Source organism: Microbacterium sp. GCM10027623, from assembly GCF_042666935.1.
Lineage (GTDB): Bacteria > Actinomycetota > Actinomycetes > Actinomycetales > Microbacteriaceae > Microbacterium.
In genome coordinates this window covers 1,148,384-1,174,984 of the sequence record NZ_JBHTHE010000001.1, presented here as the reverse complement: position 1 = coordinate 1,174,984, position 26,601 = coordinate 1,148,384, and the positions used below count along the sequence as shown (strand labels likewise).

The following is a 26,601-nucleotide window of genomic DNA, read 5'->3' as shown; positions in this document are numbered from 1 at the left end:
GTACGGTGATCGCACGGTCCCGCCAAGTGGCGACCTTTCCTCACTGTCGCGAGAGCGCCTCTTCACCGGATCGGGCGCCTGCCACCCACGTCCGCACGGCTTCATCGTCCAAGACGCCGTCCGCCACCATTCCGAAAAAGCGCCGCCGCAGCTTTTCTCCCGGACGCAGCTCCACCGCGTCCTTCCACGCCACCGCCGAGCCGATTCCGGGGTAGCTGTCGACCCGGACGAACCACGGGTCTATCCGGGTCACGGCGTCCGCACCGGCGAGCACGATCGTCGCCCTGCCACGGGGAAAGGATGCCGAGAGCGCGAGCCAATCCGCGACGCTCCCGTGCGTCTGGGCCTCGCCGCGGCCGTCCGGAGTGCGCACCCGCACGTCCTCGACGGGTGGGAGCCGCCAGGCGAGCCCGCCGTATCCTCCGCCGGGCCTGCCGTTCGGTCCGGGCCCCGACAGGACGACCGTCTCAGCGCCGCTGGGCTCGAGGACAAATTCGAAGGAGAACTGCCATGCGCCCTCCCCGCGCTCCACCTCGAAGACGTCCCGCTCGCGCAGGAGGTCACGGTCGTCGGGGCCCCGCCAGACCGATTCCAGGCGCAGCAGCCCCACACGGTCCTCGATCACTCGCGGCACGATGCGTCCATGGTCGGCGAGCCACCGGTAGCCGCGCTCTCGCGTGTAGGTGCGTCCTCCCCAGAAGTTCACGCCGGACACATCCTGCAGCGCCACGGAGAGCCCGAGGTGCCAGTCATGATCGACGGGGTGGGCGTCGGTCACCACGACCCCTGCCGGAGTGGCCAGCGGGTGCAGGAACGGACGCGGCCCCGAGGTCTCCGCGACGTCCATTCCGTCCTGCCACGAGCCGACCGTCGTGACGCTGTCTCCGTCGACGGCGGTGATCGTCCGCGGGGTGGTGGGTGCCGGCGCCCAGGGCGCACGGAGCTCCGAGAACAGGGCGCCGGCCCGCGCGGTGCGCTTCATCCATTCCTCGGCGTCCTCCAGCACCCAGCGCTCCCCGTCACGGCGCACACCGGCCGACCCCGGGGGCACTTGGCGCGGTGCGTGCGCCCGTCGAACGGCCTCCATCACCGTCATGAAAGCGCCGACGTCGCTGAGAGCCGCCGACATCGGCGTTCCGGAGCGCCGATGCTCCACGAGCTCGGCGAGCAGATCTCCCGGATCGTGCTCGGTGACGACACCGTCGATCTCCACGGTGTCCTCCTTGTAGGAGTACACCGCGTCGCACTGCCCGGTGCGCACCTCGATCAGGGGGATCCGCTGCTCTGCCGCACACAGGGTCAGAGCCGCCGAGACGACTCGCCCGTCGTCGAGCCTGATCCGGACGCTGGAGAGGTCGTCGGCCTGGATGTCGTTCAGGTGCAGTAACTCCACCTCGACCGATGCCACCTGGTCGGCTCGGCGTGCCCCTGCCACGCGCAACGCCGTGATGACGGCATGCGACAGGGGGTTGGTGACCACACCGTCCAGTACCGGCTTCCCGTCCATCTCGCGGCGACCGGCCCAGACGGATCGCCGCCAGTACTGCGGTGCTCGAGTCCAGGAGCCCCACGCCGCGACCGAGGTGACGGGTCCCAGCGTCTGCAGGTGCCCGATCGCGGAGGACGCCAGGCTTTGGAAACCCACCTGCACAGCCCTCCCCGTGCGCTGCTGCGCGGCCAACAGCTTCAGGTAGTCGCTCCAGGTGGGAGTCGGCGGCTTCTCCAGGTACACATCGCACCCCGCAGTCATCGCCAGTTCGGCCAGCGCGGCATGCGTGCCGATCGGCGTGGCGATGATCGCGATGTCAGCGCGGACGCCGGCGGCGATCGCCTCCTCGAGTGATGCCCACCAGAGCTCCAGCGGGACTGCTTCGACCGGGCCGGCCGGGTCCACGAGGCCCACGAGCTCGAAGTCGGCGGTGCGCGCGGACAGCCGCTCGAGATGCACCGCGCCGTATCCCCTCGCACCGACCAGGAGGATGCGAGTCCTCACCGGAGCGCCCGGGCGTCGATCAGCACGGCGTCTGTCGTCCAGCGGCGCGCGTTCTCGCTCAGGGTCAGTCCGAGACCGGGTCGATCGGGCACCAGCATCCGCCCATCCCGCAGTTCGTACCGTTCCTCGAAGAGCGGATCGAGCCATTCGAAGTGCTCGAGCCACGGCTCCGTCGGGTACGTCGCGGCGAGATGCAAGTGGATCTGCATCGCGAAATGAGGCGCGAGGGTCAATCCGGCCTTGGCCGCCGAGGCGGCGATCTGCAGGAACGGCGTGATCCCGCCGACGCGAGGCGCATCCGGCTGGATGATGTCGCATGCCCTCGCATCGATGAGGCGTTCGTGCTCCAGCAGCGACGTCAGCATCTCACCGGTCGCCACGGGTGTGTCCAGCCGGCGAGTGAGGTCGGCGTGGCCCTCCGCGTCATGGGCGTCGAGCGGCTCCTCGATCCAGACCAGGTCGAACTCGTCGAGCGCGCGCCCCATGCGCAGAGCGGACGCTCGATCCCATTGCTGGTTCGCGTCGACCATCAGAGGCACATCGTCGCCCAGATGCGCCCGGATCGCCGTCACCCGACGCAGATCCTCAGCGCGGTCGGGCTGGCCCACCTTCACCTTGATCCCCGCGATCCCCTCGGCCAGCGAGGCGTCGGCACGATCGCAGATCTCGGACACGGAGGCATGCAGGAATCCGCCCGAGGTGTTGTAGACCCGCACCGAGTCGCGGTAGCCGCCCAGCAGGTTCGCCAGCGGAAGATCCGCCCTGCGCGCCTTCAGGTCGTAGAGGGCGATGTCGATCGCGGCGAGGGCCTGGGTGGCAGCACCCGATCGGCCCACCGATGCCCCGGCCCACAGGAGCTTCTCGTAGATCCTCGGGATGTCGCTCGGGTCCTCCCCGATCGCCTCTCGGCCGACTTCGGCGGCATGGGCGTACTGCGCCCGTCCCCCCGCGCGCTTCGAGTACGAGAAGCCCAGCCCTTCGAAGCCCTGCTCGGTGTGCACCTCGGCGATGAGCATCGCGACTTCCGTCATCGGCCGTTGCCGACCGGTGAGCACCTTCGCATCGGATATCGGCGTGTCCAGGGGGAGCGTGACCGCCGACAGGCGCACCTCACGAATTCGGTCCTTCACCATCGAGCCCATCATCCCTTCACCGCTCCTGCACTCAGGCCCTGCACGAGGTACTTCTGAACGAACGCGAAAACCAGCACCACGGGCAGCGCCGCGACGACCCCACCGGCAGCAAGCGCACCGAAGTTGACGCTGAACTCGCCGAGCATGTAACTCAGCCCGATCGGGATGGTGAAACGATCCTGGATGCTGATGAACATCAGCGCGAACAGGAAGTTGTTCCAAGCTCCGATGAAGGCGAACGCCCCGATCGCGACGATGGCGGGGCGCAGGAGCGGCAGCACCACCACCCGGAACGCACGCAGGCGGCTGCAGCCGTCTACCCAGGCCGCCTCCTCGAGTTCCCGCGGGACGTTCCGGATGAACCCGGACATCAGGATGATCGACAGCGGAAGTTGGAAGGCCGTGTCGGCGATGATCAGGCTGAACAGGTTGTTCACCAAGCCGAGACCCGCGAACACCTGGAAGAGCGGGATCAGCATCATGGCACCCGGCACGAACTGCGTGCACAGCAGGAAGAGCATGAACGCGGTCTTCCCCCGGAACGTGAATCGTGCCATCGCGTACCCACCGGCCAGCGCGATGACCGTCGTGAAGACCAGAGTCAGCACCGCCACGTACACGCTGTTCAGGAAGAAGACGTCGAATCCGATCGACTGCCACACGACGAGGAAGTTGTCGAGGCTGAACGGAATCGGCACGGGCGCGTTGGAACCCGGCTCGCGGAACGCGAACAGGAACATCATGTAGAAGGGCACGAGCGTGAACAGCAGGTACAGCCACAACGGACCGAAAACGTGCAGCCGCAGCGGACGCTTCCGACGTCGCACGGGTCGGCCGACGACCGACACATTGAGGATCGACTGCGTCTCCGAAAGTGTCTGAGACATCGTCAGTCCTCCTTTCCGAATCCGGTGAGTCTGAGATAGACGACTGTGACGGCGGCGAGGATGACGAAGCCGACGACCGTCAGCGCCGAGCCGTAGCCGAAGTCATTCGACCTGATCGCAGTGTTGGCGATCAGAAGCGGCAGTGTCGTGGTGGCGCCGGCGGGACCGCCACCGGTGAGCGTGTAGAGAAGATCGACATTGTTGAATTCCCAGACCCCGCGGAGCAGTGTCGCCAGCACGATGGCATTCCGCAGGTGCGGCAGAGTGATGTGCAGGAATCGCTTCCAGGAGTTCGCACCGTCCACCTCGGCGGCCTCATGCAGCTCCTTGGGGACGGATTGCAGATCGGCCAGGATCAGGATCGCGAAGAACGGCACTCCGCGCCACAGCTCCGCGACCACGGCGGCCCAGAAGGCCGATTCCGTACCCGCCAGCGGCGATACGCCGTGCTCGACGGCACCCAGATTCGCCAGCACTCCGACGAGACCGGCACCCGGGTTGTAGAGCAGGAGCCAGATGGTGGTGGTGAGCACACCCGACACCGCCCATGGCGAGAAGATCAGGGCGCGTGCCAGCCCTCGGCCGATGAAGGTCTCGTTGACGATGAGGGCCAGGATGAGGCCGAACACCAGCTGCAGTCCCACCTCGACGACGACCCACTTGAACGTGACCCAGAGACTCTGCCAGAACGCCGCGTCACCGGCCATTCGCACGAAGTTGTCGATGCCGACGAATCCGTCGTCCCACGGCTGCGCCAGGTTGTAGCTCTGCAGGCTCAGCGCGACCACGTTGATGATCGGGTAGATGAAGAGGACGACGAGCAGGATCATCGTCGGCGCGATCAGCAGGTACGGCGTGGATACGCGCGAGTGCCAGCGCGGGGGCCGCACCCCGGCGAGGCGCGGGCCTCGCCGGGGACGGACGATCGTGGTCCCGGTCACGTCACTTGCCGTTCCGGTCGCGGTAGGCGGCCTCGGCTTCTGTGAACAGATCGGCAGCCTGGTCGAGGAACTTCTTCACGGACAGTTGACCCTGCAGCACCTGCTGCCACGGCGTCTGCAGCGTGACCTTGGCGATCGTCTGGTACTCGGGCAGGTAGAACGGCTCGTGCAGCACCTGCGTCTGCGGGTCATCGATCGCGGCGATCGCCGCGACCAGCGGCTGGCGGTCCTTGACCCATGCATCGTCGAAAGCGGGCTTGCTCATCGGGATGTAACCGAGCTCCTCGGAGATGTACGACACGTTCTCCGGCTTCATCAGGAAGTCGACGAACTTCCAGGCCTCCTCCTTGTGCTCGCTGCCCTTCATGATCGCGTTGCCCAGGATCGTCTGCCCGGATACGGTGACGGGTCCCGCTTCTGAGGGGAACGGCTGAACGCCGGCGACGTTCTCCGCTCCGAACTTCTTCACGTTGTCGGTGTACGAGCCGAGATTGTGGTTGAACATCACCCCCTTGCCTGCACCGAACTGCGCCACCATCGCCAGATAGTCGGCATTGAGGTCCGATTTCGCCGTGACCTTGCCGTACATCTCGACGTAGCGCTCGAGCGCGGCGACGTTGCGGGGATCGTTAAGAGTGGACTTGCCGTCGTCGTCGATGAATGAGCTCACTCCCGATTGCCCGTACATCGCGTCGAGCAGCTGCGGGAAGAAGCCGTTTCCACCGCGGATGATGTAGCCGAACACACCCTTGTCGGCGTCGGTCATCTTCTCTGCCACTTCGTAGAAGTCGTCCCAGCTCTTCGGCTCGGCCACGCCGGCGTCGGCCAGCAGGTCCTTGCGGTACCAGAGCACGTTCGCGAGCCCCATGGTCGGCGTGAAGTACAGCTTGCCGTCTGGATCTGCCGTTCTCGCGTTGGCGAGGGCGGACTCGGGGATGTTCTCGGCATACTCGCTCTGCGCGAACCAGTCGTCGAGCGGCTCGACGGCATCGCGTGCGGTGAGATTGGAGACGTTCACGATGCCGGTGTCCAGGATGTCCGGGACCGAGCCGGTGGAGACCGCGTTGCTGATCTTCTGCTCGGCGGAGTCGCCGGGAAGGTAGAGCAGTTCGACCTTGATCTCCGGATTCTGCTCCTCGAAGCGCTTGATCAGCTCGCCGTTGACGCGATTGGCGGTCTCCGGGTCCCCTCCACTGGTCCACCACTGCAGGGTGACATCACCCTGCTCCGCGGCGGGGGTCGCGGAGCAGGCCGTGCCCACGGCAAGAGTGGCGGCCATGATCGAAGCGGCCAGCAGACGACGGTGTTTACTGTTCATGAGGTGGTTCCTTCGTGGGTGTCGGACATGGTCTGCGCGGAAGCGCGGTGAGATCCAGGACGGAATCGGCGATGGTGGAACGGTCAGCTCCGCCGACCAGACGCCGTCCCGCGGTATTCGTCGGCGAAGAGCTCCGCCGAACGGTTCATCACGATGGAGACGGCGTCACCGTCGGTTCCGAGCGTGAATTCGAGCTGTGCGAGATAGTCGCCGTCGACGTGCGTGCGCACGTACAGGGTTGTGGCGTCGACCCAGGCTCCCGCGCTGCGCGAGGGGTATCCGTAGCCGGGAAGATGGTGTTCGACGAAGTCGCCGATCCCGAAGGGGATCTCCCGGACGGAACCGGAGACCGTGGTCATCACCAGCTTCCCGTGCGTCGTGTCTGTGACGGCCTCGACGCGGACGAGGTCCGTCTCGCCCGGCAGAAGCGTCCACGCTCTGCGAACGGCCGGCGGAGGCTGCATGCCGCGCGGAGCGGCTGGTGCGAATGAGGACGATCTCGACAGCGTTGTCGTCGCAGGTGCCTGGGGTACGATCGCCGGCAGCAGTTCGTCCCACACGGCGTCGAGGAGCGCGTCGAAGCCGAGGCCCTCCGGCTGGTTGTCACCCGTCGCGACGACAACCAGGTCTGCTTCGGGAATGCAGAGCGCGACTTGGCCGCCCATCCCGAGCGCCGCGAAGCCGCCATGTCGCGTGCGCCAGAACTGGTATCCGTATCCCTGCCTCTGGTCAGGATGTCTGTTCGGGCTGGAAAGGGTCGACACCTGATACGACGTCGCCGCACGCATGTACCCCTGCGAGACGATCTCCCGGTCGCCGCAGCGACCGGCGCGCATGCAGAGCAGAGCGAAGCGCGCGAGATCCCGCGGCGTGCTGAAGAAGCCGGATCCGCCGTGGGAGACTCCCGCGTCATTGTGCTGGATCTCACGCCACGACGGACCACCGCCACGCGCGGCGGCGTCGGCGCCCTTCGGTGTCTTCAGTGACCGCAGCGGTGTCTGGCAGCCGATCGGCCCGAGCACGCGGTCCTGGAGATGCTCGGTGATGGACCGCCCGGTGAGCCGTTCGACGATCGCCGTCAGTACGACCGTGCACGACGTGTCATACGTGAACGTCGTCCCGGGGTGCTTTCCCGGCGGCAGGGTGACGAACGTGCGCACCCAGTCCGGGTCGGCGGTGCGCTTGTAGGTGGTGGACAGATGCGGGCCGGTCATGGTGAGCAGATCTCGCACACGCGAAGCGGCGATCCAGGGGTGCACCGGCAGATCGTCGTGCTCGTCGCCGAGAAGGTCGAGGATGCGATCGTCCAGGTCCAGCAGGCCGTCGTCGATCAGAGTGCCGACGGCTACCGCCACATACGACTTGCTCACCGAGTACAGCCGATGCGATGTCTCGCGCAAGTACGGCATCCCGTACTGCTCGAACGCGACACGCCCCTCTCGGATCACAAGCAACGAATGCATGACCAGCCCGCGTTCGACGAGCCTCTCGCACAGTCGGCGGAGCGCACCGGCAGGAATTCCGACCGCCTCCGGGCTGATGCTCGGGAGGAGAAAGCCCGTCTCGTCGGCGACCTGATCGCGAATGCTGTTCGTCGATGGCACGGCGTCTCTCACTTTCGGGCTTCTCTGCTCGGCGTGGATCGGCGTGACAGCGGATCCTCTTGAGGCGAGACTAGGCCGCAGGCAAAATACCCCCCAAACTAATCTCGACACTGATCAATACCCAAAGGGACTCAATGTTCACACTGTTGCAACTCGAATCCTTCATCGCCGTGGCCGAAGAGCTGCACTTCGGACGCGCGGCCGAGCGCCTGCGAATGACCCAGCCACCGCTGAGCCGACAGATACAGCAGCTCGAGCGCAATCTCGACGTGACGCTCTTCGTCCGAACGAGCCGGCGCGTCGTCCTGACCCCAGCCGGCTCCGTGCTGCTGCCTCGAGCTCGAAGGATCGTCGACCTCGCAGCCCAGACGGTTGCGGACGTCGCCGCCGCCGCAGATGGGCGGGCTGGCACGATCACCATCGGCTATACCGCGATGGCCGGGCAGGTGATCCTGCCTCCGCTGCTCAGGTTGTGCCGGGAAGCACTGCCCGACGTCACCTTCCTGTTGCGCGAGCTCGTCACCCGCGCGCAAGTATCCGAGCTCGAGAACGGAGGAATCGATATAGCGATCCTGCGGTCCGCGGAGGACACCTACGACTTCTCGACCCGTCTGATCATCGAGGAGCCCTTGGTGGCTGCGCTGCCCGCGATGTGGGACGAGGCCCAGCAGCCCGATCCCGTCTCTTTGAGCGCCCTTGCCGCACGGCCGCTGCTGATGTACTCACCTGGCGAATCCGCCTACTTCTACGACGTCGTGAGCGCGATGTTCCGCGAGGCGGCCGCGACGCCCCGCGTCACTCAGTACGCAGGACAGGTGCTGGCCCTCCTTGGCCTGGCCAGCGCGGGGATGGGTTATGCACTCGTCCCTGCATCCGCCCGATCCACGGCCCTACCCGGCGTCGCGTATCGGCCGGTGCACCAGAACAGCTCCCGATACGACGTGCGGCTGCACGCCGCCTGGCGCACGGTGGAGCACAACCCGATCGTGCAGACTGTCGTCGGCCTGCTCGACGCGCTGCCTGCCTTCGACGATCAATAGCAAACAGGAATCAATCCATGCTTATTTCGCGCTTGCTGGCAACGATCGGTACTCTCTAGCCTGATCTTGAGCGGTCGGCCGCACGCTCGATGCCACCGCTTTCAGGAGGACCATGACCACGCGATACGCCATCGTCGGCGCCGGACACCGATCGCAGATGTACAGCGATGCCATCGTGGGCCCGCACTCCGCGCGAGCCGCACTGGTCGCGATCTGCGAGCCGAACATCGCGAGGGCCGAGTTCGCCGTCGCGCATGTCATCGCCTCCGGAGCGAACCGCCCGACCGTCTGGCCCCCGGCCGACCTCGAGCGCATGATCCGCGAGGAGAGGGTCGACCGGGTGATCATCACGGCCCGCGACGACCTGCACGCCGAGCTCATCGTGCGCTCCCTCGAGGCCGGTGCCGACGTCGTCGTCGAGAAGCCGCTGACGATCGACGCCCCCAGCGCGGCACGCATCGAAGAGGCGGTCGCGCGCACCGGCCGCAACGTCGTGCTCACGTTCAACTACCGCTACTCCCCGCGCAACAGCGCCCTGCGGCAGGTGCTGCAGGATGGCGAGATCGGCGAGATCACCTCGATCGACTTCTCCTGGATGCTCGACACCAACCACGGCGCCGACTACTTCCGCCGCTGGCACCGCGAGAAGAAGAACTCCGGCGGTCTGCTCGTGCACAAATCCAGCCACCACTTCGACCTCGTCAACTGGTGGCTGCGCGCGCAGCCGCGCCGCGTGTTCGCCTCCGGCGCTCTGCGCTTCTACGGAGCCGAGAACGCCATCGCCCGTGGAATGGGCGAACGCCCCGCCCGCGGCACCCACGACGGGGGCGACCTGTTCGAACTCGACCTGCGCACCGACCCCCGGCTGAAGGCCCTGTACCTCGACGCGGAGCAGCACGACGGCTACCTGCGTGATCGCGACGTGTTCAGCGACGGCATCACGATCGAGGACAACCTCGCTCTGATCGTCGACTACGACTCCGGCGCGACCCTGTCGTACTCGCTCAATGCGCACTCCCCCTGGGAGGGCTACCGCGTCGCGGTGAACGGGACTCTCGGTCGCGCTGAACTGGAGGTCGTGGAACGCGGTGCCGTGCTGGCCGGCGAGGGCCTGCATCCCGCCATCGATCCCAGCCTCACGGGCACCGAACGCGCCGCCAGCCTGCGCCCCGAAGGCGAACGCCTTCTCGTGCAGAAGCACTGGGGCGAGGCGTACGAGGTCCCGATCATCAGCGACACCGGAGGACACGGCGGCGGCGATGTGCTGCTGTTGAACGACGTCTTCGTCGGCCCTGGCGACGACCCGCTCTCGCGTCCGGCGGACTGGAGCGACGGCATCCGCTCGATCGCCGTCGGCATCGCCGGCAATCGCTCACTGGAGACCGGGATGCCGGTGCAGATCGCCGACCTCGGCATCCACCTGCTCGAGAACGCCGGCCGCGCACGATGAGCCGTATCGTCGTCACCGGGGGCGCCGGGCGTCTCGGACGGAGCCTGGTCGCAGGTCTGATCGGGCACGGGAATGAGGTGCTCTCCTTCGACCGCGCGGTGTCGGACGCGCCCGAGCTCGGCGCCGCGCAGCAGCGGGCCATCGACCTGACAGACGCGGATGCCACGGTCGCCGCATTGCAGGAGGCCGAGGCGGATGCCGTCATCCACCTCGCCGCGATCGCCGTGCCGTTCAGCGCCCCCGAGGACGTGATCCTGCGCACCAACGCCGCCCTTGCCATGAGCGTCCTGGGTGGAGCGGTGCGCGCGGGCATCGGCCGCGTGGTCGCCGCCTCGAGCCCCACCGTGCTGGGCTACGGTGCGCCGAACTGGCTTCCCGACCGCTTCCCGCTCGATGAGCAGACCGCCCCGCAGCCCTTGCACGCGTATGCGCTCTCCAAACTGCTCATCGAGCAGACCGTCGCCATGCTGCAGCGCCAGCGCGACGACATCCGCTTCGCCTCCTTCCGCCCGTGCTATGTGATCGCCCCCGAGGAGTGGGCGGGTGCGCCGACCCAGCAGGGCCACACGGTGCGCGAGCGCCTGGACGATCCCGCGCTGTCGGCCCCGGCACTGTTCAACTACGTGGACGCGCGCGACGTCGCCGATTTCGCCGACACGCTGCTGCGGGCGATGCCGGAAATCCCCAACGGCGAGACCTTCTTCGTGGGCGCTGACGACGCGCTCGCCCGGGAACCTCTGGCCGAACTGCTCCCCCGATTCCTTCCCGGCAGCGACGCGCTCACCGCCGGGCTGACCGGTACGACACCCGCGTTCTCCAACGCCAAGGCTCGCCGTCTGCTCGACTGGCGGCCGGTGCGCTCGTGGCGCACCGAACTCGCCCCCCTTCCGCACACCCAGACTCCGGGAGCTCACGCATGAACTTCGACGGCATCCTCTTCTTCCCCGTCACCCCCTTCCGTCACGACGGCACGATCGATCACGAGCTGCTGGCTCAGCACGTAGGCCGGGGTGTGGACTCGGGCGCCGGTGGCGTGTTCCCGGCCTGCGGCACGGGCGAGTTCCACGCCCTCTCCGCCGGCGAGGCGGCGTCGGTGGTCCGCACGGCGGTCTCGGCCGTCGCCGGCCGGGTCCCGGTCATCGCCGGCGCCGGCGGCACGCTCGGACACGCGATCGAGGTGGCGAAGGCCGCTTCGGATGCCGGAGCCGACGGCCTGCTCGTGCTGCCGCCCTACATGGTCAGCGGAACCCAGGCGGGACTCATCTCCTATGTGGAGCAGATCGCCGCGGCAGCCGAGCTGCCGGTCATCGCCTACCACCGGGGTATCGCGCAGTACTCGGTCGACATGATGCGCCGCCTCGCGCAGAACCCTCGCGTCGTCGGATTCAAGGACGGCACCGGCGACATCGGCGCCGCCCAGCTGATCGTCCGGGCCGTCGCGGAGGCGGGACGCGACGACTTCGCCTTCTTCAACGGGCTGCTCACCGCCGAGCTGACCCAGGCCGCCTACCGCGGCATCGGCATCCCGCTGTACTCCTCGGCGGCCTTCGCGATGATCCCCGAGGTCGCGAACGCCTATTACCGCGCCTACGTGGGCGGCGACGAGACCCGCCGCCTCGAGCTGCTCGACGGCTTCTACCGTCCGCTGGTCGCCCTGCGGGACGAGACCCCGGGATTCGGCGTCTCGCTGATCAAGACCGGATTGCGCCTGCAGGGTATGCCCGTCGGCTCGGTGCGCGCACCGCTCGTCGACCCGACGCCCGACCAGGAGCGCCGGCTCGCCGAGATCCTCGACGCGGGGCGCGCGCTGCTGTGAGCACGATCGCGCGGTTCGACGCCCGGCTGCTGCGGGTGCCGCTGACGCGCCCGTGGGGTGCGGACGTCACCTCGGTCGGCGTCATCGAGACGCATGTCGTGCGTGCCGACGGCGCAGAGGGCTGGGGCTTCTCGTGGACGCCGCAGATCGGCGCCGAGGCCGTGCACGCGCTCCTCGCGCATGACATCGCGGCCGCCGCGATCGGTCGCTCGGCCGTGCCGTGCGAGGCATGGCAGGGCCTGTGGGAGCACCTGCACGAGGCCGGCGGCGGGGGCATCACGACCATCGCGCTGGCGGGCCTGGATCTTGCGCTGTGGGATGCCGAAGCGCGCAGCCGCTCACTGGCCGTGGCGGAGCTGTTGGGCCGGCGTCGTGATTCCGTGCGCGCCTACGGCTCGGGTGTGAACCTGCACTACTCGCTCGACGACCTGGTCGCGCAGGTGCAGCGGTGGGTGGATGCCGGATTCACGGCCGTGAAGATCAAGGTCGGCAAACCGTCTCTGGACGAGGATCTGGAGCGCGTGACCGCCGTGCGCGACGTGCTGGGATCGGACCGCGAGCTGATGATCGACGCCAATCAGCGCTGGGACCTCGACCACGCGACACGGTCGATCGATGCGCTCTCGGCGTTCGAGCTCTCCTGGATCGAAGAGCCGCTGCGCGCGGATGATCTCGCGGGGCACACCGAGCTGGCTCGCCGACTCGCCGGCTCCAGCGCCGTGCCGATCGCGCTCGGCGAGAACGTGCACACCGAGCACCGCTTCGGCGACTTCCTGCGCGCGGGCGCGGCGCAGATCGTGCAGCCGAACGTCGTGCGGGTGGGCGGCATCACGCCGTTCCTGCGCATCGCCGAGCTGGCCGAGCAGCACGGCGCGGCGCTGCATCCCCACCTGCTGCCCGAACTGTCCGGGCAGCTCGCGCTCACCCTCCCCGGTGCTGCGGCAGAGCCGTGGGCGGAGGACGTCGAGGACGCCGGGTTCGGCGAGCTCGGCGCGCTCATCGAGCCCTCGCCCGTCACCGTCCGCGACGGCCGTCTCACTGAGACGCCGCACGTCGGACTCGGCATCCGCTTCCGCTGAGAGGACCGTCATGACGTATCACCTGGCCGGCGACTCCACGGTGTCGCCGATGCAGGCCGGCGAGGAGCCGATGGCGGGCTGGGGCGAGTGCCTCGGAGCCCTCGTCGACGCCCCGGTGCGCAACCTCGCCTTCGGCGGCGCGACCACCGAGTCGTTCCTGGGCTCGGGGGCGTGGGCCGGCCTGATCGAGCAGGTGCGGCCAGGAGACACCGTCATCATCCAGTTCGGGCACAACGATCAGAAGGAGCCCGAGCTGCTGGCCTCCCGCGGCGGATACAGCGACCGGCTGCGGCGCTTCGTGCGCGAGACCCGCGAGCGCGGAGCAACGGCGGTGCTGTGCACGTCGGTGGAGCGGCGGCGGTTCGGCGGCGACGTCGTCGCGGCCACGCACGGCGACTATCCGAACGCGGTGCGGGACCTCGCTCACGCGCTCGATGCCCCGTTGATCGATCTCACCGTGTTCACCAGCTGGTTGTACGAGGATCTCGGGCCCTCGGCATCCACCGCGCTGTTCTCGCACTTCGCACCCGGCGAGACCTCCGGGTGGCCGGAGGGCCTGACCGACGACACGCACTTCCGCCTCGAGGGCGCCCGGCGCATCGCGGCCTTCGTGGCGCGCTCGCTGCGCGCTATCGAGCGGCGCGACGGCGACGTGCCGCCGCTGGGCGGCCCCGGGGTGCCTTGAGCACCATTCGGACCCTGAAACAGAAAGCGCTTTCCAGTACGCTGGCGGACATGACATCCCGCTTCGCGATCGGCGAGACCGACTTCCTGCTCGACGGCGAGCCGCACCGCATCATCTCCGGTGCCATGCACTACCCGCGCGTGCACCCGGATCTGTGGCGCGACCGCATCCGCAAGGCCCGCCTGATGGGCCTTAACGCCATCGAGACCTACGTCGCCTGGAACGCCCACGAGCCGGTCAAGGGGCAGTGGCGTCAGGACGGCGACGTCGATCTCGGCCGCTTCCTCGACATCGTCGCCGAGGAGGGGATGCACGCGATCGTGCGCCCGGGCCCGTACGTCTGCGCCGAGTGGCACAACGGCGGCCTGCCCACCTGGCTGACCGCCGACAAGAGCATGAAGCTGCGCAGCAGCGATCCGGCGTACCTGGCCGAGGTGACCTCGTACCTCGAGAAGGTCAACGCGATCATCGCGCCGCGGCAGGTCGACCGCGGCGGCAGCGTGATCCTCGTGCAGATCGAGAACGAGTACGGCGCGTACGGCGCCGACAAGGACTACCTCGAAGCGCTGATCCGCGTCACCCGCGACGGCGGCATCACCGTGCCGCTCACACAGGTCGACCAGCCGATCCCGCACATGCTCGAGAACGGCGCCCACCCCGAGCTGCACAAGACCGGTTCCTTCGGCGGGCGCATCGACGAGCGTCTGGCCACGCTGCGCGAGTACCAGCCGACCGGGCCGCTGATGTGCATGGAGTTCTGGTGCGGCTGGTTCGACCACTGGGGCGAGAAGCATCACACCACGGCGTTCGCCGACAGCGCGGCGGATCTGGACCGTCTGCTGTCGGCCGGGGCATCCGTGAACATCTACATGGTGCACGGCGGCACGAACTTCGGCCTGACCGCCGGGGCCAACGACTCCGGCCGGTACCTGCCGATGGTCACCAGCTACGACTACGACTCCCCCATCACCGAGTCCGGCGACCTGACCGAGAAGTTCCACGCCTACCGCGAGGTCATCGCCAAGCACGCTCCGGTGCCCGACCTCCCGATCACGGAACCGGTCGATGCCCCGACGCCGCAGGCCGAGCTCGAGGCGGTCGCCGCCCCGCTCGACCTGGTCGCCACCGACCACGGCGCCTTCGCGACGCCCCCGACCATGGATGAGCTCGGCTCCGACGTGGTGCTGGCGGAGTACACGACGGATGCCGTGGGCGCGGGCGTGCTCGAGGCCGAGGTGCGCGACTACGCCTGGGTGCAGCGCGACGGGCTCGACATCGGGCGCCTGCAGCGCACGATCGGCGACGCGTCCCTGACCATCGGCGAGGGGCGGGCGCTGCGCCTGCTGGTCGAGGAGACGGGCCGGGTCAACTACGACCAGAAGATCGGCGAGGCCAAGGGCCTGATCGGCGTCCCGCTGCTGGACGGCACGGCTCTGGAGGGCCCGTGGCGCGTGCGCACCTTCGACGTCGCCGCCCTCGGCGCCGCGGTGTCGGAGGCCGCAGAAGCGACCCCCGTCGCGACCGGCCGCGCCGCAGGACCCGTGGGCCTGCGAGGGAGCTTCGACCTGGACGAGCCGGCCGACCTGTTCCTCGACACCGCCGGCTGGGGCAAGGGCTACGCCTGGGTGAACGGGTTCTTCCTGGGCCGCTACTGGCGCCGCGGCCCGCAGCGCACCCTCTACGTCCCCGGGCCGGCGACCCGAACCGGGCGCAACGAGGTCGTCATCGTCGAGCTCGAAGCGGTGACGGACGCCACGGCGCGCTTCCTCGCGCGCCCCGATCTCGGACACGAGGTGGAGTGATGACCGCGTACACGGCAGCGTTCGATTGGGCACGCCGACACGTGCAGGCGGAGCGCCTGCCCACCGCCGTGGTGGGTGTCGCGGATGCCACCGGCATCGTCGCGCTGGATGGATTCGGTGCGGCGACGGATGCCGTGTACCCGCAGTTCTCGGTCACGAAGGCGCTGGTGGGCATCACCGCCGCCCGCGCCGTGGAGCGCGGCCTCCTCACGCTCGAGACCCCGCTGACTGCAGCCCTGCCGGAGTTCGGCAGCGATCGAGACGACGTGGTGCGGCTGGGTCACCTGGTCAGCCACACCTCCGGCATCAGCGAACCCGCACTCGACACAGACGTGCCGCTGCGCACGGAACTGCTCACCCAGGGCCGCGACTTCCGGGCGGGTACGGCATCCCGGTACTCGACCCTGGCGTTCGAGGGCGTCGCCGCCCTCACCGAACACGCCACCGGTGTCGCATGGCACGAGGACACGATCGCCTGGGCGCATTCGCTCGGCGCCGACGGCCTCACTCTCGACCACGCGGGATCGATGGACGTGGTGGATGCCGCCGAGGCGGGCCTCGACATCGACCGCTTCCGCGCGAACCGGTCCGCCGGCGCCGGACTGCTCGGCCGTGCCGAGGATCTGCTGCGCATCGGCTCCGAACTGCTGCGCATCCACGCCGGCGAGAACGACGGCATCCTCGCCCCCGCGACGCTGCAGATGATGCTGCGCCCTCTCACCGGCGACATCCCGCGTCTGGACCCCTACCCGATCGAGCGCGGTCAGGACTGGGGCTTCACCTTCAACCTGCGCACGCGCGCCCCCGGACTGGTCGACCGCGACGTGTACGGGCACGGCGGCTGGGCGGGCACGGAGTTCTGGGTGCACCCGAGTGCCGGGCTGTGCTGGGTGCTGCAGACCAACCGTGCAGAGCGGCCGGGCGTCGACATCGACGAGCTCGACAACGCGGTCGTGAGCGGACGATGATCCACTCCGTCCGTCATCGGGGTTGGCCGACCGCCCCCTCGCCCGGTCCGCTGCCCGACCCCGCCGAGGCGGCGCGCGGCATCGCTCTCACCGACCGCGCCGTGCTGCGCGACGGCGTTCCGGTCGTGCCTGTGTCCGGGGAGATCCACTTCAGCCGTGTGCCGCGCGGGCGCTGGGGCGAGCGGTTGCGCCAGATGCGCGCGAACGGGATCACGCTGGCATCCGCCTACGTGCTCTGGCTGCATCACTCCCCGGAACGCGGCGTGGCGCACTTCGACGGCGCCCGCGACGTGGCCGCCTTCATCGACGAATGCGCCGCGGCCGGGCTCGAGGTCGTCCTGCGGATCGGTCCGTGGGCGCACGGCGAGGCGCGCAACGGCGGCTTCCCCGACTGGGTGCAGTCGGCCGGTGTCGTGCACCGCAGCGACGACCCGCGCTACCTGGAGCTGGTCGCCGAGTGGTTCGGGCAGCTGGCCGCGCACCTCGACGGACGCGTGCAGCCGGGCGGCCCCGTGGTGGCGATCCAGCTCGAGAACGAGCTCTACGACCGGCCGGAGCACCTGGTGACGCTCAAGCGTCTCGCCCGGGACGCCGGGATGTCCGCGCCCCTGTGGACGGCGACCGCCTGGGGCGGCGCCCAGCTGCCTCCCGGCGAGGTGATGCCCCTGTTCGGCGGTTACGGCGACGGCTTCTGGGCCGACCCCGCCGACGGCTGGGACCCCTCCTTCCGGGCCCACTACTTCCCTTCGCACATCTGGGACGACCCCGGTGTCGGCGCCGACGTGCGGGCGACGCAGGGATTCGATGCCGCAGGCGTGACCGCATCGGCAACCGATGCCCTCGGCGGGTTCCCACCGGCGACCTGCGAGCTCGGCAGCGGCATGGCCACGGCCTATCACCGCCGCCCCGTGCTGACCGGCCGCGACGTGGCCGCCCTCGCCCAGGTGAAGATCGGCAACGGCTCGGCGTGGCAGGGCTACTACATGTTCGTCGGCGGCCGGAATCCGGGCCCGGCGATGCAGGAGACGCAGGCCACCGGCTACCCGAACGACATGACCGAGTGGAGCTACGACTTCCACGCGCCGATCGGCCAGTCCGGTGACCTGCACGAGTCCGCGGCCCTGCTGCGCGCGCAGCACGCGTTCCTGGCCGCATTCGGCGATCGACTGGGCACGATGACGTCGAGCCTCCCCGATCTGCAGCCGACGGGTCTGGACGATGTCAGGACTCTGCGCTGGGCGCTGCGCTCGAACGGGTCGGAGGGCTTCTGCGTCATCACCCACCACCAGCCGCATCGGCCGCCGCACCTTCCCGTGCAGAGCGTGCCCGCCGTGCAGCTGCAGGTGGAGCTGCACGGCGAGACGCTGCTGCTGCCGAGCGCGCCCGTCGAGATCCCAGCGGGCACGATCGCCCGGTGGCCGGTCGGACTCCGGATCGGCGACACGCGTCTGCACTGGGCGACGGCATCCGCTCTGACGGTGCTGCCGGACGACACGCTCGTCCTGGCAGCCGATCCCGGCATCCCGATCGAGGTCGCCGTCGGCGACGCCGAGCCCCGGGTCATCCGACCGGGTGTGCACGAGATCGGGGGGCTGTCGCTGCTGGTGCTCGCGGGCGCGCACGACGCCTGGGTGCTCGGCGACGAGCTGTTGCAGTGCGACGGGCAGCTGCTCTGGGACGGCACGACCGTCGAAGCGCGGGATGCCACGTACCTGCGCCGGTTCGATGCGGCCTCGCGGGCGTGGATGTCGGTGCCGGTGGCCGCCGCGGAGCCGGCGCAGACACTCGGGGTCCGCCGCATCAGGGATGCCGGTGAGGTGCCTGCGGACCATGGTTTCGGCGGGGCCCGGCACCGCGCCCCCGACGCCGAGGTGTTCGACGAGCTCGCCGCCGTCTTCGCCCTGGATCTCCCGCCGGTCGACGGCGACACCGTGCTCGACATCGATTGGGCGGGTGACACCGGTCAGCTGCGGGTCGACGGCCGGACGGTCGATGATCGGTTCTGGGACGGCACGCGCTGGTCGGTGTCGCTGCGCGACGTGAGAGCGGATGCCGGCAGTGCGATCACCCTGCATGTGCTGCCGCTGTCTGCGGAGAGCACGGTGCGTCTGCCCGACGCGGCGGCGGCGTGGCGCGCGGATGCTGCGCGCGGTGCCGTGCGGGCCGTTTCGCTGCGGGGGCGGTGATGCGATCCGTCGGCAGTAGTGAATCGTTGCAATGTCGTGACGATGACCGCCCTTCCTGAACTCCTTGAATCGTGTCAGCATGGCCTCACGCCGGTACGACGAGGCCGTTTCTCGTCTTCGGCGTCCATGAATGCGTCGTCATGACGCGATCCCGCGGGCGATGTCGCCCCGGCATCAACAAGGAGGTTGCATGAAGATCATCGAGAAGATCGTCGCCGCCACCGCGGTGGCAGCCCTCGCCACCACCGCCCTCGCAGGCTGCACGCAGCGCGGGAGCACTGACGGCGCATCCGAAGAGCCGGGCACGTCGGCCAAGGAGGTCTCCGTCGCCTTCGTCCCCAAGTTGCAGGGCATCCCGTACTTCGAGGCGATGAACACCGGAGGTCAGGCCGCAGCCGAGGACCTCGGGCTGAAATGGCTGTACCAGGGGCCGACCTCGGCAGACGCCGCGGCGCAGGCCGACATCGTCCGCTCGTACATCCAGCAGAAGGTCGACGTCCTGTTCGTGGCACCCAACGACCCGAACTCGATGGCGCCGGTCCTCCAGCAGGCCAAGGATGCCGGCATCCACGTCGCCACCGCCGACACCGACGCTCCTGACTCCGTGCGCGAACTGTTCGTCAACCAGGCCTCCACCGAAGGCATCGGCGAGACCCTGACGGATCAGCTCATGACGGCCATGGGCGGCAAGGGCAAGTACGCGATCGTCTCCTGCGGCGAGACGGCCGAGAACCTCAACTCCTGGATCGCCGTGCAGAAGAAGTACACGGCCGAGAAGTACCCGGATGCCGAGATCGTCGACATCGTCTACGCGGGTGAGGATCAGGCCAAGGCGACTCAGATGGCCACCGACCTCATGAACGCCCACCCCGACCTGACCGGTCTCGTGGGCGAATGCACCTCGAGTGCTCCTGGCGTCGCACAGGCCGTCGCCGACGCCGGCAAGGTCGGCACGGTGTTCACGGTCGGACTCGGCACGCCGCAGGCGATGAAGCCCTACCTCGACGCCGGATCCTCCAGCGCATCCGTGCTGTGGGATGTGGAGGCGCTCGGCTACCTCACCGCCTGGGCGGGCCAGCAGCTCGCCGAGGGCAAGGAGATTCCGGCCGAGCCCGACGTGAAGGCCGCTCCGGAGGCGAGCTACGACGCCGATACGAAGGTGCTGTTGCTCGGACCGCCGCTCGTCATCACGAAGGACAACGCAGGAGAGTTCTCCTACTGACGACCCGCATGCGTGCGCCGCACCATCCCGGTGCGGCGCACGCGTCGACGTCCGAGACCGACGCAGGAGAGTGGCAATGATGCAGCCCCGACTTGAGATGAGTGGGATATCCAAGCGGTACGGCGGTGTGCGCGCGATCCGCGATGCACAGCTCGAGGTCCCACCCGGATCCGTCCACGCCCTCGTCGGTGAGAACGGTGCGGGCAAATCAACCCTCATCAAGATCCTCGCCGGGGCGGAGCAGGCCGACACCGGCACGATCCGCATCGACGGAGCTCCGGTGCACATCGACAGCACCGGTGACGCGATCGCCCTGGGCGTCCAGACCGTGTACCAGGAGCCGCACCTGTTTCAGGATCTGTCTGTGGCCGAGAACTTCTTCGTCGGGCGGGAAATCACCCGTGGTCCGATGATCGACTGGCGCGCGCAGGCGCCGCGGATGCTCGAACTGCTCGACGTCGTGGGCCTGGATCGCACTGTCGCGTCCCAGCCCGTCCGCTACCTGTCGATCGCCCAGCAGCAGCAGGTGTCGATCGCCAAGGCGCTGCTGGAGGACGCCAAGGTGCTCATCCTCGACGAGCCCAGCGCGATCCTCACACAGAGCGAGATCGACGTACTGTTCGACGTCGTCCGGCGACTGGCCTCGGACGGCGTCTCGATCATCTACATCTCTCATCGTCTGGACGAGCTGTTCCAGATCGCCGACTCGGTGACCGTGATGCGCGACGGACGCACCGTCTCGACCGATCCGATCGGCGACCTGACCGTGCGCGATATCGCCGAGCGGATGGTCGGCGGCGAACTGTCCAGCGGCGTCCGCTCGCCCGGGCCCACAGGCGAGACCATGCTGTCGCTGGAGGGGCTCACTCTCGAGGGCGCGTTCACCGACGTGACGTTCGAGGTGCACCGCAACGAGATCGTCGGACTCTACGGTCTGGTCGGCGCCGGCGCTGCCGAAGTGGGCGATGTGGTCTACGGGATGCGCCAGCCGGACTCCGGCACCATGCGCGTCGTCGGCAGTCCGCGCCCCGTGCGCAGTCCACTGCAGGCCAAGCACCGCGGCGTGCGGATGCTGCCGGCCGACCGCTCCAGCCAGGGAACGTTCTCCTTCCAGTCGATCGCCTTCAACATCACCATCGGCTCGCTGAGCCTGCTCTCGGACATCCCCGGCTGGATCAGTCGACGCCGCGAACGACGCACCGCCCAGGACCTCATCGACCGCCTGGCCGTGAAGACCCCCAGCTCCCGTCAGCCCGTGCGCGCGATGTCCGGCGGCAACGCGCAGAAGGTCGTGCTCGCACGGCAGCTGGTCGAACGCCCTGACCTGCTGGTGCTGGCCGAGCCCACCCAGGGCGTCGACGTCGGCGCGAAGGAAGAGATCCATCAGATCGTCTCCGACCTGGCCGATGCCGGAACCGCGGTGCTCATGATCACGACCGACCTGGCCGAGGTTCTGCGCGTCTCGGACCGCATCATCGTCTTCCGCGGAGGCCGCGTGGCCGCCGAATTACCGCCCACCGCGACGCAGAGCGACGTACTGGCGCTCGCGGCGGGCCACGAGCGATCGCAGACGGCGCACGCCGGGAACCCCGACCAGGAAGGCGGCGCGCAGGCATGACCACGCACCTCGAACAGCGGCCGGCCAACGTCTCGCTCAAGCGGATCCTTCCGCCGGTGATCACCGGCCAGGAGGTCGTTCTGGTTGCGGTGATCGTGGTGCTGTGGGTGCTGCTGGGCATCTTCACCCCCTCTTTCCTCTCCCCCGGCTCGATCGGGCCACTCCTGGTGGCCGTCGCCCCCGTGGCACTGATCGGGATCGGCATGACGTTCGTCATCATCACCGGCGGCATCGATGTGTCGGTCGCAGGCATGACGATGGTCTGCGCGGTGATCACGGCGCGCCTGCTGGTCTCGTTCGACATCCCGCTGATCCTGGCGGTTCTGGCGTCGATGGCGGTGGGTGCGGCACTCGGCTCGCTCAACGGATTCCTTGTCGCGTACGCCCGCGTGCATCCGATCATCATCACCTTCGGCACGTGGAATCTGTTCCTCTTCCTCGGGTACCGCGTGTTCGATTCGTCGACGGTCAACGGCATACCGCGCACATTCGAGGTCTTCGGCAAGGGAGCAGCAGGCACCACGCTGGGAGTGCCGAACGCCTTCGCGATCGTGGTCGTTCTCGCCATCGCGGCGTGGTGGTTCCTGAGGTACACGCGCGCGGGCCGCAACCTCTACGCGATCGGCGGCAACGCCGAGGCCGCACGCCTCACCGGCATCGCCGTGCAGCCGCGACTCGTCTGGGTGTACGCCATGACCGGCCTGCTCGTGGGTCTGGCGGCGTGCATCACCATCGCCTCGGGCACGTCGTCGCTGGACCAGTCGGTCGGCAACGGCCGGGAACTGGAGGTGATCGCGGCCGTGGTCATCGGCGGGACCTCCATCATGGGCGGACGCGGCTCGGTCGTCGGCACCCTGCTGGGAGCCCTGCTCGTGCAGACGGTCTCAGTGGGCGTGACGCAACTGGGGTGGCCATCGCAGCTCTCCCGACTCTTCGTCGGCGCGTTCATCATCATCGCGGTCGGCACCGACCTGGTGCGAGAGCACGCCCGCCGCAACGCGTGGAGGAAGTCATGAGCGCCGCCGCACAGCCCACCGGGCTCGTCACACGTGTGCGCACCTGGTTCACCGACGGAGGACTGAGCGATCGGCGCAGCGTGCTCGTACTGCTGCTGCTGGTGCTGCTCATCGCGATGACGATCCTCGACGGGGCGGGAGCCACGTCGGCCTCGTTCAACTCCGACTACCTCGCATCCGCGCTGATCAATCTGGTGCCGCTGGCGCTGCTGGCCATCGCCGAATTGTTCGTGATCACCACGGGAAACGGCAGCATCGACCTGTCGGTGGGATCGATGGTGTCTCTGGTGGGCATGGTCTTCGGCATCCTCTACGGCGTGGCCGAGTGGAGCTTCCTCGGCGCCGCCGCGGCGGCTCTGCTGCTCGGCGCGCTGCTCGGTGCGATCAATGGCGTGCTGACCGCCTACTTCCGCTACCCCGCACTGATCACCACTCTGGCGACCTACTACGCCTTCGCGTCCATCGCCCTGGTCATCACCAACGCCTCGCCGGTCTCGGGCGGCCGCATCCAGGGCCTGTACAGCGCGGCGCAGTCCATCGAGCTGCCGCTGATCGGCGCTTACCTGCCGCTGGTGCCGCTGGGCGTCTTCACATTCCTGCTGCCGGTCGTGGTGATCACCTGGATCGTGCTGAATCGCACGACGTACGGACGGGCGCTGTACGCGGTCGGCACGAACGAGACCGCCGCCCGTTGGGCGGGTATCGACACGCGCCGCACCCAGTTGATGGCATTCGTCGCCTCCGGCCTGATCAGCGGGCTCGTCGCGATCTACACCGTCGCACAGTTCGCATCGGCCAGACCGGATGCCGGGACGAGCGGCGCCGGCATGGCCCTGCCTGCGATCACCATCGCCGTCCTCGGGGGTGTCGCCATCACCGGTGGGGTGGGCCGGACCGGGGGCGTCGTCCTGGCAGCACTGCTGATCGTGTGGACGAACGCGTCGATCCTCATCGTCGTGCCGGGCAACACCGGAACGCAGCTGCAGTTCCTGGCGCTGGCAGTCGTGCTGCTCGGCGCATCCCTTGTCGATGCCCGCAGCAACAGGCCGCGACGACAGCGTCGAGAGACGCCCGCACCGCGCGCGACGGCAGTGAGGTGATGGTGGACGAAGAAGCGGTGCGCGCTTCTTGCGTCCACCTGATCCAGCCGATAGGCTGTTGAAACGATTCACGCTCTGGAGGAACGATGCCGCCCCCGACCACCACCCGCGTCGCCTTCACGCTGCAGGTGCGCCCCGAACTGCTCGACGAATATCTCGCGCGCCACTCCCCCGTCTGGCCGGAGATGCTGGCAGAGATCGCCGCGTCCGGTCGCCGCAACTACTCGCTCTTCCTCGCCGAGGGCGGCCGCCTGATCGGCTACTACGAGACCGACGACGATGCCGCCGCGCAGGCGTACCTCGCCGCGTCCGAGGTCGCCGGTCGCTGGGAGGCGGAGATGGGCCGCTTCTTCATCGGCCTGGACGGCCGCCCCGACCAGGCGGCGACGCCGCTCACCGAAGTCTTCCACCTCGAAACACAGCTGGCTGCAGCAGAAAGCACCGAATCATGAGCATCCTCACCCCCGAAATCCTGGCCGAGCTCGAGAAGCAGTCCATCGAGCTGCCCTCCTGGGCGTTCGGGAACTCCGGCACCCGGTTCCGTGTGTTCGGCACGCCGGGCACGCCGCGCGACCCCTTCGAGAAGATCTCCGACGCCGCCCAGGTGCACAAGCACACGGCGCTCGCTCCCAGCGTGGCGCTGCACATCCCGTGGGACATGTGCGACTTCGGCGATCTGCGCAAGCACGCCGAGGACCTGGGTGTGCAGCTGGGCACGATCAACTCGAACACGTTCCAGGACGAGGACTACAAGTTCGGGGCGCTGACCCACGAGGATGACGCAGTCCGACGCAAGGCGATCGATCATCACCTGGAATGCATCGAGGTGATGGATGCCACCGGCAGTCGTGACCTGAAGATCTGGCTGGCCGAAGGTTCCAACTACCCCGGCCAGACCGACATGCGCGCCCGGCAGGACCGGCTGCACGACTCGCTCTCGACCATCTACGCCGCGCTCGGCGATGACCAGCGCCTGGTGCTGGAGTACAAATTCTTCGAGCCGTCGTTCTACCACACCGACGTTCCGGACTGGGGGACCAGCTACACGCAGGTGGCCGCGCTCGGGGACAAGGCGATGGTCTGCCTGGACACGGGCCACCACGCCCCCGGCACCAACATCGAGTTCATCGTCATGCAGCTGCTGCGCCTGGGCAAGCTCGGCTCCTTCGACTTCAACTCGCGCTTCTACGCCGACGACGACCTGATCGTCGGTGCCGCCGATCCGTTCCAGCTGTTCCGCATCCTGTTCGAGGTCGTTCGCGGTGGCGGACTGAACAACCCGGACGTGGCCTTCATGCTCGACCAGTGCCACAACATCGAGGACAAGATCCCCGGTCAGATCCGCTCGGTGCTGAACGTGCAGGAGATGACCGCACGGGCACTGCTCGTCGACCGCGAGGCTCTGGCGAAGGCGCAGAAGGCGAATGGCGTGCTCGCCGCCAATGCGGTGTTCATGGACGCGTTCTACACGGACGTGCGGCCTGCCCTGGCGCAGTGGCGGGAGTCGCGCGGACTGCCCGCCGACCCGATGGCGGCGTTCGCGGCATCCGGATACCTGTCCCGGATCGCCGCCGACCGCGTGGGAGGCACCCAGGCCGGCTGGGGCGCCTGACCCCGCTGCTTCCCCAAGACCGTCCATGGGGCGTAAACGTCGGCTTCCGCACGGCTGAAGCGGACGTTTGCGCCCCACAGACGGGTTCGTCAGGGCGTGGAGATCACCAGCGCGGGTGCACCGCGGCGCGCAGGCGGCGCTCGTAGATCTCCCGCACCGCGGCGGTGAACTCCGCTCCGAGGTCGGGGATGGAGCCGGCTGCGGCATTGGACGTCGCCTGCGCGACGCTGCGGGCACCGGGGATCACGGTGGAGACGCCGGGGAGCTGCGACACCCAGGCCAGTGCGGCCGCGGCGGGTTCGAGCCCCGCCGTCGCGGCGAGCGCGGCGAACTCACGCGCGGCCTCGACGCCGTCGTCGTAGTCGACGCCGGAGAACGTCTCGCCCTGGTCGAAGGCCTCGCCGTGACGGTTGAAAGTCCGGTGATCGTTCGCGGCGAACACCGTGTCGTGCGTATAGCGCCCGGAGAGCAGGCCGCTCGCGAGGGGCACGCGGGCGATGATGCCCACACCGGCATCGCGGGCCGCCGGCAGCACGCTGTCGAGCGGCTTCAGCCGGAAGGCGTTCAGGATGATCTGCACCGTCGCGACACCGGGGCGCGCGATCGCGGTCAGCGCCTCGTCGGCCGTCTCGACGCTCACGCCGTATGCGGCGATCGCCCCTTCCTCCACGAGCGCATCCAGAGCGTCGAAGACGGCATCGTCGGAGTACACCGCAGTCGGCGGGCAGTGCAGCTGCACGAGGTCGAGCGTGTCAACCCCGAGATTGCGGCGGCTGCGGTCGGTCCATGCGCGGAAGTTGTCCAGGACGTAGTTCTCGGGGATCTGATCCACACGGCGGCCCATCTTCGTGGCCACCGTCAGCTCGGCATCCGGATGGTCGCGACGCCAGGCGCCGATGAACGACTCGCTGCGCCCGTCGCCGTAGACGTCCGCGGTATCGAAGAAGGTGACTCCGGATGCTGCACTCGCGTCGAGAACCTCTCTCGCCTCTGCTTCGCTCACGTCACCCCAGTCGGCGCCGAGCTGCCAGGTTCCGAGACCGATGAGGGACACGTCGCGGCCGGTGCGGCCCAGAATGCGATGCTGCATGGCACGAGCCTACCCAGGTCTCGCGGAGACACTCCGGGCGA

At 68.6% G+C, this 26,601-nt stretch carries 22 protein-coding genes; 15 read left to right on the top strand and 7 right to left on the bottom strand.

The window, feature by feature from the left end; all coding sequences use genetic code 11:
• Positions 1-40: 40 nt before the first annotated feature.
• The 6 genes from ACFQY2_RS05300 to ACFQY2_RS05275 all read right to left on the bottom strand — a co-directional run bounded on the left by ACFQY2_RS05300 (position 41) and on the right by ACFQY2_RS05275 (position 7,888).
• Positions 41-1,993 (bottom strand): DUF6807 family protein, encoded by a 1,953-nt coding sequence (locus ACFQY2_RS05300; RefSeq protein WP_378744602.1) that lies wholly within the window; start codon positions 1,991-1,993, stop codon positions 41-43.
• Positions 1,990-3,126 carry a mandelate racemase/muconate lactonizing enzyme family protein gene (locus ACFQY2_RS05295; RefSeq protein WP_378744601.1) on the bottom strand — a complete coding sequence of 379 codons (1,137 nt, stop codon included), beginning with the start codon at positions 3,124-3,126 and terminating at the stop codon, positions 1,990-1,992. Before ACFQY2_RS05295 ends, ACFQY2_RS05300 begins: the two co-directional genes overlap by 4 nt.
• A gap of 8 nt (positions 3,127-3,134) precedes the next feature.
• Positions 3,135-4,013, bottom strand: a complete 879-nt coding sequence (locus tag ACFQY2_RS05290) for a carbohydrate ABC transporter permease (protein ID WP_378744600.1) — start codon at positions 4,011-4,013, stop codon at positions 3,135-3,137.
• A 2-nt stretch (positions 4,014-4,015) separates the two neighbouring features.
• Positions 4,016-4,954, bottom strand: a complete 939-nt coding sequence (locus ACFQY2_RS05285) for a carbohydrate ABC transporter permease (RefSeq protein ID WP_378744599.1) — start codon at positions 4,952-4,954, stop codon at positions 4,016-4,018.
• A gap of 1 nt (position 4,955) precedes the next feature.
• On the bottom strand, positions 4,956-6,272 hold the full coding sequence (locus tag ACFQY2_RS05280) for an ABC transporter substrate-binding protein (RefSeq protein ID WP_378744598.1): 1,317 nt from the start codon (positions 6,270-6,272) through the stop codon (positions 4,956-4,958).
• 83 nt (positions 6,273-6,355) lie between these two features.
• Positions 6,356-7,888: a serine hydrolase domain-containing protein gene (locus tag ACFQY2_RS05275; RefSeq protein ID WP_378744597.1), complete on the bottom strand. Its 1,533-nt coding sequence runs from the start codon at positions 7,886-7,888 to the stop codon at positions 6,356-6,358.
• 122 nt (positions 7,889-8,010) lie between these two features.
• Between ACFQY2_RS05275 and ACFQY2_RS05270 the strand changes: the two genes are divergently transcribed.
• From ACFQY2_RS05270 to rhaI, 15 genes are all read left to right on the top strand, one after another.
• The gene (locus tag ACFQY2_RS05270; RefSeq protein ID WP_378744596.1) at positions 8,011-8,916 is read left to right on the top strand and encodes a LysR substrate-binding domain-containing protein; all 906 of its coding nucleotides are present in this window, start codon (positions 8,011-8,013) and stop codon (positions 8,914-8,916) included.
• Positions 8,917-9,028: 112 nt separating this feature from the next.
• Positions 9,029-10,366, top strand: a complete 1,338-nt coding sequence (locus ACFQY2_RS05265; protein ID WP_378744595.1) for a Gfo/Idh/MocA family protein — start codon at positions 9,029-9,031, stop codon at positions 10,364-10,366.
• Positions 10,363-11,286: an NAD-dependent epimerase/dehydratase family protein gene (locus ACFQY2_RS05260; protein ID WP_378744593.1), complete on the top strand. Its 924-nt coding sequence runs from the start codon at positions 10,363-10,365 to the stop codon at positions 11,284-11,286. The genes ACFQY2_RS05265 and ACFQY2_RS05260 overlap by 4 nt, the downstream gene beginning before the upstream one ends.
• Positions 11,283-12,182, top strand: coding sequence for a 5-dehydro-4-deoxyglucarate dehydratase (locus tag ACFQY2_RS05255; protein WP_378744592.1), 900 nt, complete (start codon positions 11,283-11,285; stop codon positions 12,180-12,182). Before ACFQY2_RS05260 ends, ACFQY2_RS05255 begins: the two co-directional genes overlap by 4 nt.
• Positions 12,179-13,261 carry a mandelate racemase/muconate lactonizing enzyme family protein gene (locus ACFQY2_RS05250; RefSeq protein ID WP_378744591.1) on the top strand — a complete coding sequence of 361 codons (1,083 nt, stop codon included), beginning with the start codon at positions 12,179-12,181 and terminating at the stop codon, positions 13,259-13,261. The genes ACFQY2_RS05255 and ACFQY2_RS05250 overlap by 4 nt, the downstream gene beginning before the upstream one ends.
• Positions 13,262-13,271: 10 nt before the next feature.
• On the top strand, positions 13,272-13,946 hold the full coding sequence (locus ACFQY2_RS05245) for a rhamnogalacturonan acetylesterase (RefSeq protein ID WP_378744590.1): 675 nt from the start codon (positions 13,272-13,274) through the stop codon (positions 13,944-13,946).
• A gap of 50 nt (positions 13,947-13,996) precedes the next feature.
• Positions 13,997-15,748 (top strand): beta-galactosidase, encoded by a 1,752-nt coding sequence (locus tag ACFQY2_RS05240; protein ID WP_378744589.1) that lies wholly within the window; start codon positions 13,997-13,999, stop codon positions 15,746-15,748.
• On the top strand, positions 15,748-16,716 hold the full coding sequence (locus tag ACFQY2_RS05235; RefSeq protein WP_378744588.1) for a serine hydrolase domain-containing protein: 969 nt from the start codon (positions 15,748-15,750) through the stop codon (positions 16,714-16,716). Before ACFQY2_RS05240 ends, ACFQY2_RS05235 begins: the two co-directional genes overlap by 1 nt.
• The gene (locus ACFQY2_RS05230; RefSeq protein WP_378744587.1) at positions 16,713-18,902 is read left to right on the top strand and encodes a beta-galactosidase; all 2,190 of its coding nucleotides are present in this window, start codon (positions 16,713-16,715) and stop codon (positions 18,900-18,902) included. The genes ACFQY2_RS05235 and ACFQY2_RS05230 overlap by 4 nt, the downstream gene beginning before the upstream one ends.
• Before the next feature lie 190 nt (positions 18,903-19,092).
• Entirely contained in the window at positions 19,093-20,124 is a 1,032-nt protein-coding gene (locus ACFQY2_RS05225) for an autoinducer 2 ABC transporter substrate-binding protein (protein WP_378744586.1), read from the top strand.
• 76 nt (positions 20,125-20,200) lie between these two features.
• A complete protein-coding gene (locus ACFQY2_RS05220) occupies positions 20,201-21,742 on the top strand; it encodes a sugar ABC transporter ATP-binding protein (protein ID WP_378744585.1) in 1,542 nt (513 codons plus the stop codon).
• Complete coding sequence (locus ACFQY2_RS05215; protein WP_378744583.1) at positions 21,739-22,758, top strand: ABC transporter permease; 1,020 nt, start codon at positions 21,739-21,741, stop codon at positions 22,756-22,758. The genes ACFQY2_RS05220 and ACFQY2_RS05215 overlap by 4 nt, the downstream gene beginning before the upstream one ends.
• Positions 22,755-23,858: an ABC transporter permease gene (locus ACFQY2_RS05210; RefSeq protein ID WP_378744582.1), complete on the top strand. Its 1,104-nt coding sequence runs from the start codon at positions 22,755-22,757 to the stop codon at positions 23,856-23,858. Before ACFQY2_RS05215 ends, ACFQY2_RS05210 begins: the two co-directional genes overlap by 4 nt.
• Positions 23,859-23,944: 86 nt before the next feature.
• Positions 23,945-24,310, top strand: coding sequence for an L-rhamnose mutarotase (locus ACFQY2_RS05205; RefSeq protein WP_378744581.1), 366 nt, complete (start codon positions 23,945-23,947; stop codon positions 24,308-24,310).
• On the top strand, positions 24,307-25,470 hold the full coding sequence (gene rhaI, locus ACFQY2_RS05200) for an L-rhamnose isomerase (protein ID WP_378744580.1): 1,164 nt from the start codon (positions 24,307-24,309) through the stop codon (positions 25,468-25,470). Before ACFQY2_RS05205 ends, rhaI begins: the two co-directional genes overlap by 4 nt.
• 103 nt (positions 25,471-25,573) lie before the next feature.
• Here rhaI and ACFQY2_RS05195 read toward each other — a convergent pair whose 3' ends face one another.
• Positions 25,574-26,560 carry an aldo/keto reductase gene (locus ACFQY2_RS05195; RefSeq protein ID WP_378744579.1) on the bottom strand — a complete coding sequence of 329 codons (987 nt, stop codon included), beginning with the start codon at positions 26,558-26,560 and terminating at the stop codon, positions 25,574-25,576.
• Between the last annotated feature and the right edge of the window lie 41 nt (positions 26,561-26,601).

Excerpts from the sequence above, each read along its gene's own strand:
- ACFQY2_RS05240 (WP_378744589.1), top strand. The coding sequence starts at position 13,997 with ATGACATCCCGCTTCGCGATCGGCGAGACCGACTTCCTGCTCGACGGC.
- ACFQY2_RS05260 (WP_378744593.1), top strand. The coding sequence starts at position 10,363 with ATGAGCCGTATCGTCGTCACCGGGGGCGCCGGGCGTCTCGGACGGAGC.
- ACFQY2_RS05220 (WP_378744585.1), top strand. The coding sequence starts at position 20,201 with ATGATGCAGCCCCGACTTGAGATGAGTGGGATATCCAAGCGGTACGGC.
- ACFQY2_RS05210 (WP_378744582.1), top strand. The coding sequence starts at position 22,755 with ATGAGCGCCGCCGCACAGCCCACCGGGCTCGTCACACGTGTGCGCACC.
- ACFQY2_RS05230 (WP_378744587.1), top strand. The coding sequence starts at position 16,713 with ATGATCCACTCCGTCCGTCATCGGGGTTGGCCGACCGCCCCCTCGCCC.
- ACFQY2_RS05265 (WP_378744595.1), top strand. The coding sequence starts at position 9,029 with ATGACCACGCGATACGCCATCGTCGGCGCCGGACACCGATCGCAGATG.
- ACFQY2_RS05280 (WP_378744598.1), bottom strand. The coding sequence starts at position 6,272 with ATGAACAGTAAACACCGTCGTCTGCTGGCCGCTTCGATCATGGCCGCC.
- rhaI (WP_378744580.1), top strand. The coding sequence starts at position 24,307 with ATGAGCATCCTCACCCCCGAAATCCTGGCCGAGCTCGAGAAGCAGTCC.
- ACFQY2_RS05225 (WP_378744586.1), top strand. The coding sequence starts at position 19,093 with ATGAAGATCATCGAGAAGATCGTCGCCGCCACCGCGGTGGCAGCCCTC.
- ACFQY2_RS05270 (WP_378744596.1), top strand. The coding sequence starts at position 8,011 with ATGTTCACACTGTTGCAACTCGAATCCTTCATCGCCGTGGCCGAAGAG.
- ACFQY2_RS05255 (WP_378744592.1), top strand. The coding sequence starts at position 11,283 with ATGAACTTCGACGGCATCCTCTTCTTCCCCGTCACCCCCTTCCGTCAC.
- ACFQY2_RS05195 (WP_378744579.1), bottom strand. The coding sequence starts at position 26,560 with ATGCAGCATCGCATTCTGGGCCGCACCGGCCGCGACGTGTCCCTCATC.
- ACFQY2_RS05290 (WP_378744600.1), bottom strand. The coding sequence starts at position 4,013 with ATGTCTCAGACACTTTCGGAGACGCAGTCGATCCTCAATGTGTCGGTC.
- ACFQY2_RS05215 (WP_378744583.1), top strand. The coding sequence starts at position 21,739 with ATGACCACGCACCTCGAACAGCGGCCGGCCAACGTCTCGCTCAAGCGG.
- ACFQY2_RS05235 (WP_378744588.1), top strand. The coding sequence starts at position 15,748 with ATGACCGCGTACACGGCAGCGTTCGATTGGGCACGCCGACACGTGCAG.
- ACFQY2_RS05245 (WP_378744590.1), top strand. The coding sequence starts at position 13,272 with ATGACGTATCACCTGGCCGGCGACTCCACGGTGTCGCCGATGCAGGCC.
- ACFQY2_RS05295 (WP_378744601.1), bottom strand. The coding sequence starts at position 3,126 with ATGGTGAAGGACCGAATTCGTGAGGTGCGCCTGTCGGCGGTCACGCTC.
- ACFQY2_RS05205 (WP_378744581.1), top strand. The coding sequence starts at position 23,945 with ATGCCGCCCCCGACCACCACCCGCGTCGCCTTCACGCTGCAGGTGCGC.